Annotated in this window: 14 protein-coding genes; all 14 read left to right on the forward strand. The window is 46.3% G+C overall.

What is annotated here, in order from left to right; genetic code table 11:
- The first annotated feature begins 78 nt into the window (after positions 1–78).
- Complete coding sequence (gene nuoC, locus FSC11_RS03420) at positions 79–1,866, forward strand: NADH-quinone oxidoreductase subunit C/D (protein ID WP_004891702.1); 1,788 nt, start codon at positions 79–81, stop codon at positions 1,864–1,866.
- 14 nt (positions 1,867–1,880) lie between these two features.
- Positions 1,881–2,390 carry an NADH-quinone oxidoreductase subunit NuoE gene (gene nuoE, locus FSC11_RS03425; RefSeq protein WP_108619294.1) on the forward strand — a complete coding sequence of 170 codons (510 nt, stop codon included), beginning with the start codon at positions 1,881–1,883 and terminating at the stop codon, positions 2,388–2,390.
- Positions 2,387–3,718, forward strand: coding sequence for an NADH-quinone oxidoreductase subunit NuoF (gene nuoF / locus FSC11_RS03430; protein WP_163165189.1), 1,332 nt, complete (start codon positions 2,387–2,389; stop codon positions 3,716–3,718). The genes nuoE and nuoF overlap by 4 nt, the downstream gene beginning before the upstream one ends.
- Positions 3,719–3,729: 11 nt before the next feature.
- Positions 3,730–6,408, forward strand: coding sequence for an NADH-quinone oxidoreductase subunit NuoG (gene nuoG, locus FSC11_RS03435; RefSeq protein ID WP_163165191.1), 2,679 nt, complete (start codon positions 3,730–3,732; stop codon positions 6,406–6,408).
- A 3-nt stretch (positions 6,409–6,411) separates the two neighbouring features.
- Positions 6,412–7,428 (forward strand): NADH-quinone oxidoreductase subunit NuoH, encoded by a 1,017-nt coding sequence (gene nuoH / locus FSC11_RS03440; protein WP_004814686.1) that lies wholly within the window; start codon positions 6,412–6,414, stop codon positions 7,426–7,428.
- A gap of 18 nt (positions 7,429–7,446) precedes the next feature.
- Complete coding sequence (gene nuoI / locus FSC11_RS03445) at positions 7,447–7,989, forward strand: NADH-quinone oxidoreductase subunit NuoI (RefSeq protein WP_004814689.1); 543 nt, start codon at positions 7,447–7,449, stop codon at positions 7,987–7,989.
- Positions 7,989–8,507, forward strand: a complete 519-nt coding sequence (gene nuoJ / locus FSC11_RS03450) for an NADH-quinone oxidoreductase subunit J (RefSeq protein WP_171058617.1) — start codon at positions 7,989–7,991, stop codon at positions 8,505–8,507. Before nuoI ends, nuoJ begins: the two co-directional genes overlap by 1 nt.
- On the forward strand, positions 8,507–8,815 hold the full coding sequence (nuoK, locus tag FSC11_RS03455) for an NADH-quinone oxidoreductase subunit NuoK (RefSeq protein ID WP_004814693.1): 309 nt from the start codon (positions 8,507–8,509) through the stop codon (positions 8,813–8,815). The genes nuoJ and nuoK overlap by 1 nt, the downstream gene beginning before the upstream one ends.
- Positions 8,812–10,701 (forward strand): NADH-quinone oxidoreductase subunit L, encoded by a 1,890-nt coding sequence (gene nuoL / locus FSC11_RS03460; RefSeq protein WP_163165193.1) that lies wholly within the window; start codon positions 8,812–8,814, stop codon positions 10,699–10,701. The genes nuoK and nuoL overlap by 4 nt, the downstream gene beginning before the upstream one ends.
- A 1-nt stretch (position 10,702) precedes the next feature.
- A complete protein-coding gene (gene nuoM / locus FSC11_RS03465; RefSeq protein ID WP_004814697.1) occupies positions 10,703–12,316 on the forward strand; it encodes an NADH-quinone oxidoreductase subunit M in 1,614 nt (537 codons plus the stop codon).
- Between the two features lie 3 nt (positions 12,317–12,319).
- Positions 12,320–13,864 carry an NADH-quinone oxidoreductase subunit NuoN gene (gene nuoN / locus FSC11_RS03470; RefSeq protein WP_048882353.1) on the forward strand — a complete coding sequence of 515 codons (1,545 nt, stop codon included), beginning with the start codon at positions 12,320–12,322 and terminating at the stop codon, positions 13,862–13,864.
- Positions 13,865–13,991: 127 nt separating this feature from the next.
- The gene (gene upp / locus FSC11_RS03475; RefSeq protein ID WP_004814701.1) at positions 13,992–14,627 is read left to right on the forward strand and encodes a uracil phosphoribosyltransferase; all 636 of its coding nucleotides are present in this window, start codon (positions 13,992–13,994) and stop codon (positions 14,625–14,627) included.
- A gap of 83 nt (positions 14,628–14,710) precedes the next feature.
- A complete protein-coding gene (locus tag FSC11_RS03480) occupies positions 14,711–15,004 on the forward strand; it encodes a cold shock domain-containing protein (protein WP_071321027.1) in 294 nt (97 codons plus the stop codon).
- Positions 15,005–15,207: 203 nt separating this feature from the next.
- A complete protein-coding gene (locus FSC11_RS03485) occupies positions 15,208–15,570 on the forward strand; it encodes a hypothetical protein (protein ID WP_004814705.1) in 363 nt (120 codons plus the stop codon).
- Positions 15,571–15,620: the final 50 nt, after the last annotated feature.

A 15,620-nucleotide genomic window follows, 5' to 3' on the forward strand; every position in this document is an offset into this window, starting at 1 on the left:
AAATTTCTTTATGCACCCGACTTGGGTGTAGTTGTCGTTTAGGTTGACTGAATTTGTATTAAATAGGAAGCCAAGCCAATGGCTGAAACTGACATTGCTATGCCAGAATCAACATCTGTTGATTCCCGCCCTGCATTTGCAATTGTAGAAGAGCTCAAAACCAAGTTTGGTGAGAACTTCTATGTGCAAACAACTTTCGAGGATTTCCCGACGGTTTGGGTTGAGCGCGCACGTGTACAAGACGTTTTAATGTTCTTGCGTACAGTGTCACGTCCATACGTGATGTTGTTCGACCTGTCAGCGGTAGATGAGCGTCTGCGTACGCACCGCGACGGTTTACCTGCCTCTGACTTCACCGTGTTCTATCACCTCTTGTCGCTAGAGCGTAATACGGACATCCGTATTAAAGTTGCATTGAGTGAGAGCGATCTCAATATCCCGACTGCAACCAACATCTGGCCAAATGCCAACTGGTACGAACGTGAAGCCTACGATATGTTTGGCATCAACTTCGAAGGGCATCCAATGCTCCGTCGTATCCTGTTGCCAACTTACTGGGAAGGTCATCCACTTCGTAAAGAATATTCTGCACGTGCGACTGAATATACCCCGTACCGTCAGAATCAGGCGAAGCAGGACTACGAACAGGAACATCTTCGTTTCGTTCCTGAGGACTGGGGCATGAAACGCGGCACAGCTGACGAAGACTTCATGTTCCTGAACCTAGGTCCTAACCACCCGTCTGCGCATGGTGCATTCCGTGTGATTTTGCAGATGGACGGTGAAGAAATTAAAGACTGCGTACCAGATATCGGCTATCACCACCGTGGTGTGGAAAAGATGGCTGAACGTCAAACCTGGCATTCATTCATTCCGTATACAGACCGTGTCGACTACCTTGGTGGTTGTGCGCAAAACATGCCATACGTGATGGGTGTAGAGCAAATGGCCGGCATTACCGTGCCTGAGCGTGCGCAATGTATCCGTGTCATGATGTCGGAACTATTCCGTATCAATAACCACTTGCTGTATATCGGTACTGCGATTCAGGATGCCGGTGGTATGACGCCAGTATTCTATATGTTCGCCGACCGTCAAAAGATCTATGACGCGATTGAAGCGATCACTGGTTACCGTATGCATCCAGCATGGTTCCGTATCGGCGGCACTGCACATGACCTTCCAAACAACTGGCAGCACTTGATCCGTGAAATCCTGGATTGGATGCCAAAACGTTTGAAGGAATACCACACTGCAGCACTGAAAAACTCAGTATTTGAAGGCCGTACCCGTAACGTGGCGCAATACGATGCAAAATCTGCATTGGCTTGGGGCGTAACAGGTACCGGTTTACGTGCAACAGGTATCGACTTTGACGTACGTAAATACCGTCCATACAGTGGTTATGAAAACTACGATTTCGAAGTGCCGGTGGAGTACGAAGGCGATGCATATGCACGTGTGATCGTTCACTATCGTGAAATTGAACAATCGCTGAAAATCATCAAGCAATGTCTGGACAATATGCCGTCTGGTGCATACAAAGCGGATCACCCACTAGCTGTTCCACCACCAAAAGACAAGACTTTACAAGATATTGAAACCTTGATTACGCACTTCCTGAGCGTGTCATGGGGTCCTGTAATGCCTGCAGGTGAAGCATCTGTAATGGCGGAAGTGGTAAAAGGTGCATCGAACTACTACTTGACTTCAGACAAGTCAACCATGAGTTACCGTACCCGTATCCGTACACCGACCTTCACCCACTTGCAGCAAATGCCTTCCGTGATTAACGGCAGTCTGATGTCTGACTTAATCATTTATTTAGCGACAATTGACGTCGTAATGGCTGACGTGGATCGCTAAGGGGTAAACGCTTTATGATGATTTTGACTGATAAAAAGCCACGTGTGAATGTTGAAGGGATTTTGACTACAGAAGAAATCCACGAGATTGAACATCACATTGGTCACTATCCATACCCACGTGCAGCGTGCCTAGATGCGCTGAAGTGTGTACAGCGTCGCAATGGCTGGGTAGACGATGCACAGATGAATGCCATCGCGCAGATGCTGAGTATGAGCCTTGCAGACCTTGAAGGTGTTGCGACTTTCTATAACCGTATTTACCGTCAGCCGGTAGGCCGTCATGTGATCCTGTTATGTGACTCTATTGCGTGCTTCTTGATGGGTGCGGAAACTTTAGCAGAAGCTTTCCAGCGTGAATTGGGGATTTCGTTTGGTCAAACAACCGCTGATGGTCGTTTTACTTTGCTACCAATCTGCTGCTTAGGTAACTGTGACAAAGGTCCAACCCTGATGATTGATGAAGATACTCATGGTCTGGTTGAAGTGACCTCAATTAAACAGTTATTGGAGAAGTATGTATGAATACTGAACCAAAACCAATTTATGGCGACGGTAATCCAGAAACGCATCCACTGACCTGGCGTTTGAGCAAACAAGCTAATGTTCGTAATGTTGATGACTACGAAGCTTTAGAAGGTTATGCAGGCTTTAAAAAAGCCCTGTCTATGACACCGAAAGAAGTACTTGAAGTCGTAAAAGCTGCAACCGTAAAAGGTCGCGGTGGTGCAGGCTTCCCGGCAGGTATCAAGTGGTCTTTGATGGCGCCAAATGACAATTCAGGTCCTCGTTACCTGATTTGTAATGCCGATGAGATGGAACCAGGTACCTTTAAAGACCGCCTGTTGATGGAAGACCTTCCACACCAGTTGATCGAAGGTATGTTGATTGCAGGTTATACGCTTGAAGCAACCCATGGTTATATCTTTATCCGTGGTGAATACATCGAAGCTGCTCAGTACTTAAATGAAGCACTTGAGCAAGTTCGTGCCAAAGGTTACCTGGGTGACAACATCTTGGATTCAGGCTGGAGCTTCGAATTACACGTGCATACTGGTGCGGGTCGTTATATCTGTGGTGAAGAAACCGCATTGATTAACTCGCTTGAAGGTCGCCGTGCCAATCCGCGTACTAAACCACCATTCCCGCAGGTCGCAGGTGCTTGGGGTCGCCCTACGATTGTCAACAACGTAGAGACTTACAACAACTTGCCAGCAATCATGCTGCGTGGTCCTGAATGGTACATCGGCTTATCTGCGGGTAAATCGAAAGATCCAGGCACAAAAATCTACGGTGCATCAGGTAAAGTTAAATTCCCTGGTCTTTGGGAACTTCCATTCGGTACCACTGCACGTGAAGTGATTGAAGATCATGCCGGCGGTATGCGTGATGGCCTGAAACTGAAAGCTTGGTTACCAGGTGGCGCATCCACTGACTTCCTGGCAGCTGAACATATTGACCTTCCTATGGATGCGGAAAGCATCATGAAAGCAGGTTCACGTCTGGGTACGTGTTTGCTCATGGTGGTTGATGAAACTCAATGTATGGTTTCAGCAACACGTAACCTAGAAGAATTCTTTGCGCGTGAATCTTGTGGTTTCTGTACACCTTGCCGTGATGGTTTGCCTTGGGCGGTGAAAGCGCTTAAAGCACTAGAAGATGGTACAGGTAAGAAAGAAGATATCGATCACTTACAAGAGCTTACCCGTAAGCTTTGGATTGGTAAAACTTTCTGTGCTCACGCACCAGGTGCGATGGAACCGTTAATGGGCGCACTCAAACATTTCCGTGGCGAGTTTGAAGCAAAAGTGGTGAATGCCGCAGCTCAAACTAGCAACGTAGAACAAGCTTAAGGAATTCGACTATGGCTACAATTCATGTCGATGGAAAATCGTATGAAGTCAACGGCTCAGAGAACTTGCTACAAGCATGTTTGAGTCTGGGCATCGACATCCCATACTTTTGTTGGCATCCATCCTTAGGTTCTGTCGGCTCTTGCCGTCAATGTGCTGTGACCCAATACGCGAATCCAGAAGATACGCGTGGCCGTTTGGTCATGTCATGTATGACGCCTGCGTCTGACAATACCTATATCTCGATTGAAGACAAAGAAGCAAAAGATTTTCGTGCTTCGATTGTTGAATTCTTGATGACCAACCACCCGCACGACTGTCCAGTCTGTGAAGAGGGTGGTCACTGTCACCTGCAAGATATGACAGTAATGACACAGCATGACCGTCGTCGCTACCGTTTCACTAAGCGTACGCATTACAACCAGGAACTTGGTTCGTTTATTGCGCACGAGATGAACCGTTGTATCGCATGTTACCGTTGTGTGCGTTACTACAAAGATTATGCTGGCGGTACTGACTTTGGCGTATATGCCAATGCATCACGTGTGTATTTCGGCCGTCCAGAATCAGGCACTTTGGAATCTGAATTCTCGGGTAACCTGACTGAAGTATGTCCGACTGGTGTATTCACCGATAAGACTCACTCAGCACGCTATAACCGTAAATGGGACATGCAGTATGCGCCTAGCGTATGTCATGGCTGTTCTTCAGGTTGTAACATCTCTCCGGGTGAGCGTTATGGTGAATTGCGTCGTGTAGAAAACCGTTTCAATGGTGATGTTAACCAGTACTTCCTGTGCGACAAAGGTCGTTTCGGTACAGGTTACGTAAACCGTGAAGATCGTCCACGTCAGCCACAGTTCCGTACAGGTAACAACGTAGAAACTATTTCAGTTGATACTGCACTGGATACTGTGATTGCAAATATCCAAGGCAAAAAAGTTCTGGGTATCGGCTCTCCACGTGCGTCACTTGAAACCAACTATGCATTACGCGAGTTAGTTGGTCAGGACAACTACTCAACGGGTATGTCTCAAAAAGAGCAGAACCTAGTTGAACTGGCTGCTTCAATCATGCAAACCGAGGGGGTTTATAACCCGAACATGCGTGAAATCGAAAGCTACGATGCTGTTCTGATTCTGGGTGAAGATCTGACTCAAACTGCGCCACGCATGGCTTTATCTGTTCGCCAAGCTGCGAAGAACAAAGGTAAAGAAATGGCGGCAGAACGCCGTACACCAGACTGGCTGGCTGAGCCTGTTCAACGTATTGCGCAAGATGCAAAATCTCCGATTTACATTTTGGCAGCAACACAAACACGTCTAGCTGACGTAGCAACAGGTGAAGTAGTTGCATCTCCAAACGACATCGCGCGTTTAGGTTTTGCGATTGCAGCAGGTGTGAAGGGCGAAAGCATCCTGGGTTTAGAGGACGATGCCAAAGCATTTGCACAAACGATTGCAGATACGCTGAAAGCTGCGAAGAAACCACTGATTGTTTCTGGTACTAGCTTGCAAGACGCTGCGATCATGGAAGCTGCTGCACAGGTTGCACAGAACCTTGGTAATGCAGGTCTGACTTTGACTGTTCCTGAAGTGAACTCGATGGGTCTGGCAATCTTCGGTGGTCACAGTCTTGAACAAGCATTCGCTCAAGATTACGACACTGTGGTGATTGTTGAAAACGACCTTTACCGTCGTTTACCAACCGCTCAGGTAGATGCTGCACTGGCAGGTAAAGAAGTGATCGTGCTTGATCATTCTGAAACTGAGACAGTGAAGAAAGCCAATATCGTACTTTCTGCTGCATCGTTTGCTGAAGGTGATGGTACGGTTGTTTCTCAAGAAGGCCGTGCACAACGTTTCTATCAAGTGTATGACCCAAGCTATTACAATCCTGAACTGGCCATCAAAGAATCTTGGCGCTGGTTGCATGCCATTGAAACTGGTGTGAAAGGTCAGCCAATTTCCTGGACTGTACTTGATGACGTGATTGATGCAGTAGCGAAAAATGTTCCTGCACTTGAAGCGATTCAAGACGTTGCTCCAGACGCGGGCTTCCGTGTTCATGGTCTGAAAGTTGCACGTGAACCACGTCGTTATTCTGGCCGTACTGCAATGCGTGCACCGCTTTCTGTACACGAGCCAAAACAGCCGACTGACCAAGACACTGCATTAACATTCTCTATGGAAGGTTATGTGGGTGACCAGACTCCATCTCCACTTGTGCCATTTGCATGGTCAGCGGGCTGGAACTCTCCACAAGCCTGGAACAAATTCCAGGATAAAGTGGGTGGTCATCTGAAAGGTGGTGATTCTGGTATCCGTCTGTTTGACCTGTTACCAAAACGTCCAGCGCGTACTTTTGTTGCACCAGCACCTGTGCTTGTGAACGCTGAAAGCTTCCGTCTGGTACCGATGCATCACATCTTTGCCTCTGGCGAATTCACAATCAAAACACCGGCAATGGAATCACGTATTCCGGATGCAGTATTTGCAGTGGGCGAACAGGATGCTACACGCTTGAACTTGCAAGACGGTCAGAAGATCACTGTGAAAGCAGGTGAGACTTCAATCGTTCTTCCTGTACAAGTGATTGAATATTTACCTACAGGTTATATTGGTTACCCAATTGGTTTAGCACCGACGGTATCTCTTGCAGAGCCTGTTTCAGTCGCGGTAGGAGTGTAATTCATGGAACAAGAATTGATCCGTCAGACGCCGCTGTGGGCTGAAAACTGGCCAATTGCCTATTCAGTCATTCAAGCGATCGTGATCTTGCTGGTTGTTGTACTGATCGCAGCGTTGATGTCATTCATTGAACGTCGTTTACTGGGCTTGTGGCAGGACCGTTACGGTCCTAACCGTGTAGGTCCGGGTGGTATGTTCCAGATCGTTGCCGACATGCTGAAAATCATGTTCAAGGAAGACTGGACACCAAAATTTGCTGACAAGCTGACTTTCCGTATGGCGCCAGCAGTGGCGATGGCAACTGCTGTGCTGTCGTTTATGGTTATTCCTGTTTCACCTTACCTAGGTGTTGCAGATATGAGCATCGGCCTGTTGTTCTTCATGGCAATGGCAGGTATTGCAGTTTATGCAGTACTGTTCGGTGGCTGGTCATCGAATAACAAATACGCGCTTTTAGGTGGTTTACGTTCTGCAGCTCAGACTATTTCTTATGAAGTGTTCCTGGGCATCTCGTTGATGGGTGTAGTGGCAATTGCTGGCTCATTCAACATGCGTGAAATTGTAGAAGCACAACGCGATGTCTGGTTTGTGATTCCTCAGTTCCTTGGCTTCCTGATCTTCGTGGTTGCAGGTGTGGCGGTTACTCACCGTCATCCATTTGACCAACCAGAAGCAGAACAGGAATTGGCTGAAGGTTACCATGTGGAATATGGCGGTATGAAATGGGGGATGTTCTTCGTTGCGGAATATGTCAACGTGGTACTGATCTCTGCATTGATCGTAACCTTATTCTTCGGTGGCTGGTTAGCGCCTTTCAACCTGGAAATTTCATTCATTCCACCAGCATTCTGGTTCATTATCAAAACAGCATTCTTTGTAATGATGTTCGTACTGGCACGTGGTTCATTAATGCGTCCACGTTATGACCAGGTGATGAACTTTGGTTGGAAAATTTGCTTGCCATTGGCGTTGGTTAACCTTTTGGTGACTGGTGCTGTGATTCTGATGAATCAGGCCTAAGACAGCAGGGAGAACAAAATGTTTAAATTTCTAGCTGGATTCGGGTCAATCGTTCGTTCGTTGTTCATGGTGTTCAGCCATGCAACGCGCAAACGTGACACCATCTTGTACCCAGAAGTACCAGCCGAGGAAATCGTGCCACCACGTTTCCGTGGCCGTATTGTATTGACGCGTGACCCAGATGGCGAAGAGCGTTGTGTTGCATGTAACCTGTGTGCGGTTGCCTGTCCGGTAGGCTGTATCTCTCTGCAAAAAGCAGAAAAAGAAGATGGTCGCTGGTATCCGGAATTCTTCCGCATCAACTTCTCACGCTGCATTTTCTGCGGTATGTGTGAAGAAGCATGTCCAACCACTGCAATTCAAATGACACCTGATTTCGAACTCGGTGAATATGTTCGTCAAGACTTAGTCTATGAAAAAGAACACTTACTGATTTCTGGTCCTGGTAAATATCCTGACTATAACTTCTATCGCGTAACAGGTATGGCTGTAACTGGTAAAGAGAAAGGTCAGGCACAGCGTGAAAGTGCGCCTGTTGATGTACGGAGTCTATTACCATGATGTGGCCGTTTTATCTGATGGCGCTTGTGGCCATCGTCTCTACGGTTCGTGTAGTGACTAACGCGAACCCGGTACATGCTTTGTTAAGTCTGATTGTTTCACTTCTTGCAGTTGCAGGCATGTTCATGATCGTGGGAGCGCCGTTTGCCGGTGCTCTTGAGATCATCGTTTATGCTGGTGCGATCATGGTCTTGTTCGTATTCGTGGTCATGATGCTGAACCTGGGTGAACAAACCATTGAGCAGGAGCGTAAGTGGTTAACTTCAAGTGCCTGGGCTTACCCGGCACTCATGAGCTTCCTGATCGGTCTGATCTTGGTTTGGGTGCTGAACTCAGATTACGCTCAGCCATCTCTGGTGATGGGTGCGGAAATTGTTGGCCCTAAAGCAGTTGGTCAAACGCTCTTTACACAGTACTTACTATTGGTAGAAGTTGCTGCGATGTTACTGTTAGGCGCACTTGTTGCTGCTTATCATCTTGGCAAACGTGAACCAGGTGCAGAAGAGGACAATAAATAATGGGCAACATCCCTTTAGAGCATGGTTTGATCGTTGCATCCATTCTTTTTGCACTGGGTTTTTACGGTGTAATGGTGCGACGCAACCTGCTATTCATTCTAATGAGCCTTGAAATCATGATGAACGCTGCTGCTTTAGCGTTTGTCCTGGCGGGCAGTGCCTGGGCACAGCCAGATGGTCAGATCATGTTCATCTTTATTCTGACGCTGGCTGCGGCAGAGGCGTGTATTGGTCTTGCGATCGTCCTTCAGTTCTATCATCGCTTCCATCATCTGGATGTGGATGCTGCTAGTGAGATGCGCGGATGAGTTATTTATATCTAACAATTTTATTTCCGCTCATTGGTTTTGTCCTTTTAGCGGCAGGGCGTAACAAGCTTCCTGAATCTGTTGCAGCCATTATTGGTGTGGGTGCCGTAGGTCTGTCTGCATTATTTGCACTGATCGCGGGTATGGACTTTACGGCTAACGGTTCCGTTGCTCAAGTTCAGCATCTTTGGACCTGGTTCAATGTAGGCAGTTTTGCTCCTGGCATCAGTCTGCATTTAGACGGTCTATCTCTGTTAATGCTTGGTATGGTGACTGGCGTTGGTTTCTTGATCCATATCTTTGCATCATGGTACATGCGCGGTGAAGAAGACTTCGCACGTTTCTTCTCTTACTTCAACCTGTTCGTTGCGAGCATGTTGCTGTTGGTTCTGGGCGATAACCTGGCGTTATTGTTCCTGGGCTGGGAAGGCGTAGGTCTGTGTTCTTACCTGTTGATCGGTTACTACTACGAGAACCCGAAAAACGGTTTAGCTGCAATCAAAGCATTTACTGTGACTCGTGTCGGTGACGTATTCCTGCTGATCGCAATGTTCCTGATCTTCCAGCAATTTGGTACGCTGAATACTCAGTACATCGTCGAAAATGCTGCGACTGTGATGACTCAAAGCTCATCACTGACCATCTGGACTGCATTAATGTTATTCCTGGGTGCTGCAGGTAAATCTGCACAGATCCCGTTACAAACATGGTTGGCAGATGCGATGGCTGGTCCTACGCCAGTATCTGCCCTGATCCACGCTGCAACGATGGTTACAGCGGGTGTTTACCTGTGCTGCCGTCTGTTCACAGTATTTGAACTTGCGCCTGAAGTGATGATGTTCATTTCGATTACTGGTGCGGTGACATTACTTGTAGCTGGTTTTGCTGCGCTGGTTCAAACAGACATCAAACGTATCCTTGCTTACTCAACCATGAGTCAGTTGGGCTATATGTTTATGGCTGTTGGTGCTGAAGCGTATCAGGCAGGTCTGTTCCATATGCTGACTCACGCATTCTTCAAGGCATTATTATTCTTGTCTTCTGGTGCAGTGATTCTGGCTTACCACCACGAACAAAATATCTTCAAGATGGGCGGTCTGTTCTACAAGAACAAATTCCTGTTTGCTTGTTTCGCGATTGGTGGCGGTGCATTGGCTGCAATTCCATTCATCACTGTGGGCTTCTTCTCGAAAGATGCCATCCTGGGTGCGGTATGGGTACAAGGTCAATCAGTTGCGGTATATAACTCACTGTACTGGGTAGGTGTTGCAGGTGCATTCCTGACTTCAATCTATACCTTCCGTCTGATCTGGGTTGTATTCTTCGGTAAAGAAAATACCCCTTATCACGAAATCAAAGGTGTGACTTACTGGGGTCCATTGGCGATTCTTGCGGTTCTTTCTACTTTCGTTGGTGCAGCATTAAAAGCACCTGTAGAAAGCATCCTGAATTCAGCTAAAGTTCCTGCGTTTAATATTCCTGAAGCACTTGAGCATGGCATGCATACTGCAGAATATACTGCGGTAGGTATTGCACTGGCAGGTCTTGCGCTAGGCGTAGTATTATTTGCCTTTGCTTATAATGCAGTGAAATCATTTGCTAAAACTTCACTGGGTGCTGGTCTTGCGAACATTTGCCGCAATGCACTTGGTTTTGATGCACTGTATGACCTGATCTTTGTGAAGCCTTATTTATTCTTCGCGAAATTGTTCGGTCGTGATCCAATTGATGGCTTGTGGTTAGTACTGCCTGCACTTGTAAAAGGTGGTCACAGCTTTACCAGCTCACGTCAAACTGGTTCACTGCGTGAATATGCATCTAGTATGGGGCTCGGTGTCGTTGTCCTACTGATGATCTTGCTCGTGATTCAGGTAGTGGGGAAATAAAATGGAAGCTCCAAACAACATGATTTTGCCGGCTCTGATCCTCATTCCGTTCATTGCAGGTTTTGTATGCTGGTTGGTCGACAAGCTCGACCAGTCTCTACCGCGTTATATCGCGTTAATCGGGATGCTGGTAACCCTGGTGTTAACCGTGGTTCTCTGGCAGAACGGTACTTATGTTTATGAATTAGGCGGCGCTACACCTTCGTGGGCTGCTGAGTTCAAATTGCCTTGGATTCAAACCCTGGGCATTAACATTCACCTAGCGGTGGATGGTTTATCTTTACTGATGGTTGGCTTGACTGCATTGCTTGGTGTATTGGCAGTCGGCTGTTCATGGGGTGAGATTCAGAAAAACGTTGGTTTCTTCCACTTAAACCTTTTATGGTCTTTAGGTGGCGTAATTGGTGTGTTCCTGGCAATTGACCTGTTCCTGTTCTTCTTCTTCTGGGAGATGATGCTGGTACCGATCTACTTCCTGATTGCGCTTTGGGGGCATAAAGGGGCAGAAGGCAAGTCACGTGTATATGCTGCAACCAAGTTCTTCATCTACACACAGGTTGCTGGTCTGGTGATGCTGATTGGTATCCTGGGTCTGGTGGTTGCTGGTTACTCAATGACTGGCGAAATCCGTTTCGATTACAACTTCCTGTTGGGCGTTGCGAATACACTGGATACGCAAGTTCCAGCATTGGCTTATGCCTTCATGATCTGTATGTTCATCGGTTTTGCAGTCAAACTTCCAGTTTTCCCACTGCACGGCTGGTTACCAGATGCACATGCTCAGGCACCAACAGCGGGTTCTGTTGACCTTGCAGGTATCCTGATTAAAACTGCTGCGTATGGTTTACTGCGTTTCGTTATGCCGTTCTTCCCGGCAGCTTCGGCTCAGTTTGCAGACATCGCGATCATTCTGGGTCTGATTGGTATTTTCTACGGTGCATGGTGTGCATTCCAGCAAACCGACATGAAACGTCTGTTAGCGTACACATCTATTTCACACATGGGCTTCGTTCTACTTGCACTTTATGCAGGTAACGTACTGACTTTCCAAGGTCTGATGATCATGATGCTGGCTCACGGCCTGTCATCTGCAGCATTGTTCATTATGTGTGGTCAGGTGTACGAACGTGTTCACACACGTGACATGCGTCTGATGGGGGGGATGCGCGGTCAGTTCCCATACCTGGCATTCTTCCTGATGTTCTTCGTAGCAGCGTTGGTGGGTATTCCTGGTCTAGGTAACTTCATCGGTGAATTCCTGATCCTGATGGGTGCATTTGGTCAATATCCGACTTATACAATCCTTGCTGCAATCAGCTTGGTGTTTGCTGGTCTGTACGGTCTGATCATGATTCACAAGTCACTGTTTGGTACGCCAAACGAAGAGCAAAAGCAGCATTACACGAATCCGCTGAAAGATTTAAATGCGCGTGAAGTGGTAATCCTGTTGATCTGTGCGTTTGGTCTGTTATGGCTTGGTCTATACCCACAAAGCTTCCTTGATATTTCAAACTCAAGCATGGCGTGGTTAGCAAATAGCTACATTCCTGTGTCTGAAGCAGCTGATGCTGTGCAGCAAGCTGCCGTTTCAGCTGAAAATGTGGAGATCCAATAAGCCATGAACTTCACAATGTCTTTTTCTGAGCTTATGCCCCTAGCACCTGTGATGATCGTGGCGTTGACTGCGATCGTTGCAATGCTGGTGACAGCAGTTAAGCGTAACCACAACCTGGTTGCGACGACGACAGTTATTGGTTTAAACCTGGCTGCGTTATATATGATCTTCGTCCTGTTGGCGGGTAAATTTGCACCTGCCAACGTGATGAACCTGTTCATCGTAGATCCGTTTACGATGCTGTACCAGTTTGTGATCCTGATTGCTGCACTTGCGTGTAGCACACTGTCACATGCATACATTGAAACTTATAAAGACAACCGCGAAGAACTCTACATCTTGATGTTGTGTTCGGTTGCAGGTGCAATGTTGATGGTGGCAAGCACGCACTATGCTTCATTCTTCATCAGCCTTGAGTTAATGTCGATTCCGGTTTACGGCCTGTTGGCGTATACACATCAACGTTCTCAGTCGCTTGAAGCGGGTGTGAAATACCTGGTATTGTCAGCAACTGCATCTGCAATGCTGCTGATGGGTATGGCTTACATCTATGCATACACAGGTACACTGAACTTCACTGCTGAACCAGGCAAAATGTTCTCTGCATTTAGCCAGCCAGCTGTGGTAATCGGTCTTGCGCTAATTGTCTTTGCTGTGGCATTCAAACTATCGCTTGCACCATTCCACAAGTGGACACCAGACGTATATGCAGGCGCTCCATCACCAGTTGCAACTTTCCTTGCGACTGTTGCAAAAGTAGCAATGTTGGGTCTGTTTGTGCGTTATGTATTGTCTTCAGGTTTAATCCTGGCAGACAGCTTCGTCACCATCATTACGATCCTTGCAGTGCTTTCGATTCTTGCTGGTAACTTGCTGGCAGTAAAACAGGTGAATCTGAAACGTATCCTTGCATACTCTTCAATTGCTCACTTCGGTTATGTACTGGTTGCCATCGTTTCTGCACGTAACTCTGACTTCCTGCAAATCCAGGGCTTCGCGACATTTGAAAGCGTGAATGTGTATATCATCACTTATGTGTTGACGACAATCGGTGCATTCGGTGTGGTAACCCTGATGTCTAGTCCGTATAACAACACGGATGAAGCTGGTAGTCTGGCTGAGTACCGTGGTCTGTTCTGGCGCCGTCCAGTATTGACTGCTGTATTAACGGTGATGATGCTGTCTCTTGCTGGTATTCCATTAACAGCGGGCTTTATTGGTAAGTTCCTGGTGGTGAAAACTGCGGTAGCTGGCGAGTCTTGGTTCCTTGCTGCAATGGTCATCCTGGGTTCAGGTATTGGTCTGTATTATTACCTACGTGTAATGGTGGTAATGTACATGACTCCACCAGAAACGCCTCGTCTTGACGCTGTAAATCACTGGGGGCAAAAAGTGGGTGGTATCATGGTGCTGGCAGTGGCTGCACTGGTACTGATCCTGGGTGTTTACCCAGATCCAATGATTGCATTCTCTAAGCTTGCTTTCTTTGCAATCTCACCTGAGCTTCAACAGTTCATTTTCACTCTGGTGCAAAGCGGTTATAACTAATTAATCGAAAGATTAGAACGTTATTACAAAAAAAGCCTCCTCGATAGGGGGCTTTTTTATTTATATAAAAACGAAAATCGCTTTATAATAAGCAGCAATTTATCTTTAACCTTTTAGGTGTTCTCCCGTGGCTATCCATGAAATCCGTCATCCTTTAATCCGACATAAACTCGGTTTACTTCGTCGTGCAGACATCAGTACCAAGAACTTCCGTGAGCTGGCTCAAGAAGTGACCATGCTCTTGACTTATGAAGCGACCAAGGATCTTCCTGTTGTTGAGCATGAAATTGACGGTTGGAACGGCTCAGTCACTGTAGACCGTATCGCTGGTAAGAAAATTACCGTTGTGCCAATTCTACGCGCCGGCATTGGTATGCTGGATGGTTTTCTGAACCTGATTCCAAGCGCCAAAGTATCTGTACTGGGTCTTGAGCGTGATGAAGAAACTTTAGAAGCACGTACTTACTATAAAAAACTGGTACCAGATGTACAAAATCGTATTGCGATGATCATTGATCCAATGCTGGCGACGGGTTCTTCTCTGGTGGCTGCAATTGATGTGCTGAAAGCAAGCGGCTGTAAAGACATTCGTGTGATGGTATTGGTTGCTGCACCAGAAGGTATTAAACGTGTTGAAGCAGCACATCCAGACGTGGTGATCTTTACGGCTGCGGTTGACGATGGCTTGAACGAAAATGGTTACATCGTTCCAGGTCTGGGCGATGCGGGCGACAAGATTTTTGGTTCGGTTCAAAAAGACTGATTTTTGAAGATGAACAGGAAAGGGGCTTTTATAGCCTCTTTTTTATATACTGAACAATATAATGGTCAGATTAGGGTACGTAAATGAGTTCTGAACAATATCAAGGCAAAGTCAAACAATACAATGCAGAGAAGGGCTTTGGTTTTATTTCATCTCCAGAAGGTGATGTATTTTTCCATATCTCGGATTTTCCTGCAGACTCAGGTGAGCCAAAGCGTAATGATCGGGTAAAGTTTAACGTGGTTCAAAATGGTGATAAGTACAAAGCTATTAAAATTGAACGCGTAGCTGATAAGTCCAAGAAAGCGAAAAAAGCCAAGGCTGTCGCGGTAAATACTTCAATTACCACTGAATTATTGTCTAGCTTAAAACGTTAAATTTTTACTTTCCATTTAAACTGAAAAGGGGCTTTAGAGCCTCTTTTTATTTGATTTTTTATTTAATGTAATTTTATAACGGTTTTTTTAACTTAAATGCTGTGCGATGTTGCTAAAATAATAAAATACCTACTAAAGCTCACAATATATCTTATAGCCTTCCACTTAAAATACCCATCTATGATGATTCAGGGACATATATCATGTTTACAGATGGAAGAGTTAAAACCTATGACTCCCTAAGCGGGACTGGAAGCATTGAACTGGCAAACACGGCACAGGAGTTAGGTTTCCAGTTACAGCAATTACCTTCACCTGAGATAATGCCTCAAGTTGGGGAGCGGCTTAAATTCAGAATCATTGAAGAACAAAATAAGATTCAACTGGAAAATATGGTGCGTCTAGATATTAAACCCCAACAGGAACTTGTTTCTGAAGTAGTCGTACTGCCATCTCTAGCACCTGCCATGGTGGCTGTTCCAGTACGTAACAGTATTTTCTTTAGTCCTACACTCTGGCTGGCTTTTGTATCAGCGCTTGGATTCATGATATTTGGAGAAATTTAGGTCAGTCTTCAGTTTTTAATAAGATATTTGTCCCATTCTTAAAAAAGCGC

Source organism: Acinetobacter schindleri, assembly GCF_010918895.1.
GTDB lineage: Bacteria > Pseudomonadota > Gammaproteobacteria > Pseudomonadales > Moraxellaceae > Acinetobacter > Acinetobacter schindleri.

Bases quoted from the DNA above. Each gene is read 5' to 3' on its own strand.
- nuoL (WP_163165193.1), top strand. From the start codon at position 8,812: ATGAGTTATTTATATCTAACAATTTTATTTCCGCTCATTGGTTTTGTC.
- nuoH (WP_004814686.1), top strand. From the start codon at position 6,412: ATGGAACAAGAATTGATCCGTCAGACGCCGCTGTGGGCTGAAAACTGG.
- nuoF (WP_163165189.1), top strand. From the start codon at position 2,387: ATGAATACTGAACCAAAACCAATTTATGGCGACGGTAATCCAGAAACG.
- nuoI (WP_004814689.1), top strand. From the start codon at position 7,447: ATGTTTAAATTTCTAGCTGGATTCGGGTCAATCGTTCGTTCGTTGTTC.
- nuoK (WP_004814693.1), top strand. From the start codon at position 8,507: ATGGGCAACATCCCTTTAGAGCATGGTTTGATCGTTGCATCCATTCTT.
- FSC11_RS03480 (WP_071321027.1), top strand. From the start codon at position 14,711: ATGAGTTCTGAACAATATCAAGGCAAAGTCAAACAATACAATGCAGAG.
- FSC11_RS03485 (WP_004814705.1), top strand. From the start codon at position 15,208: ATGTTTACAGATGGAAGAGTTAAAACCTATGACTCCCTAAGCGGGACT.
- nuoM (WP_004814697.1), top strand. From the start codon at position 10,703: ATGGAAGCTCCAAACAACATGATTTTGCCGGCTCTGATCCTCATTCCG.
- nuoN (WP_048882353.1), top strand. From the start codon at position 12,320: ATGAACTTCACAATGTCTTTTTCTGAGCTTATGCCCCTAGCACCTGTG.
- nuoC (WP_004891702.1), top strand. From the start codon at position 79: ATGGCTGAAACTGACATTGCTATGCCAGAATCAACATCTGTTGATTCC.
- nuoG (WP_163165191.1), top strand. From the start codon at position 3,730: ATGGCTACAATTCATGTCGATGGAAAATCGTATGAAGTCAACGGCTCA.
- nuoJ (WP_171058617.1), top strand. From the start codon at position 7,989: ATGTGGCCGTTTTATCTGATGGCGCTTGTGGCCATCGTCTCTACGGTT.
- nuoE (WP_108619294.1), top strand. From the start codon at position 1,881: ATGATGATTTTGACTGATAAAAAGCCACGTGTGAATGTTGAAGGGATT.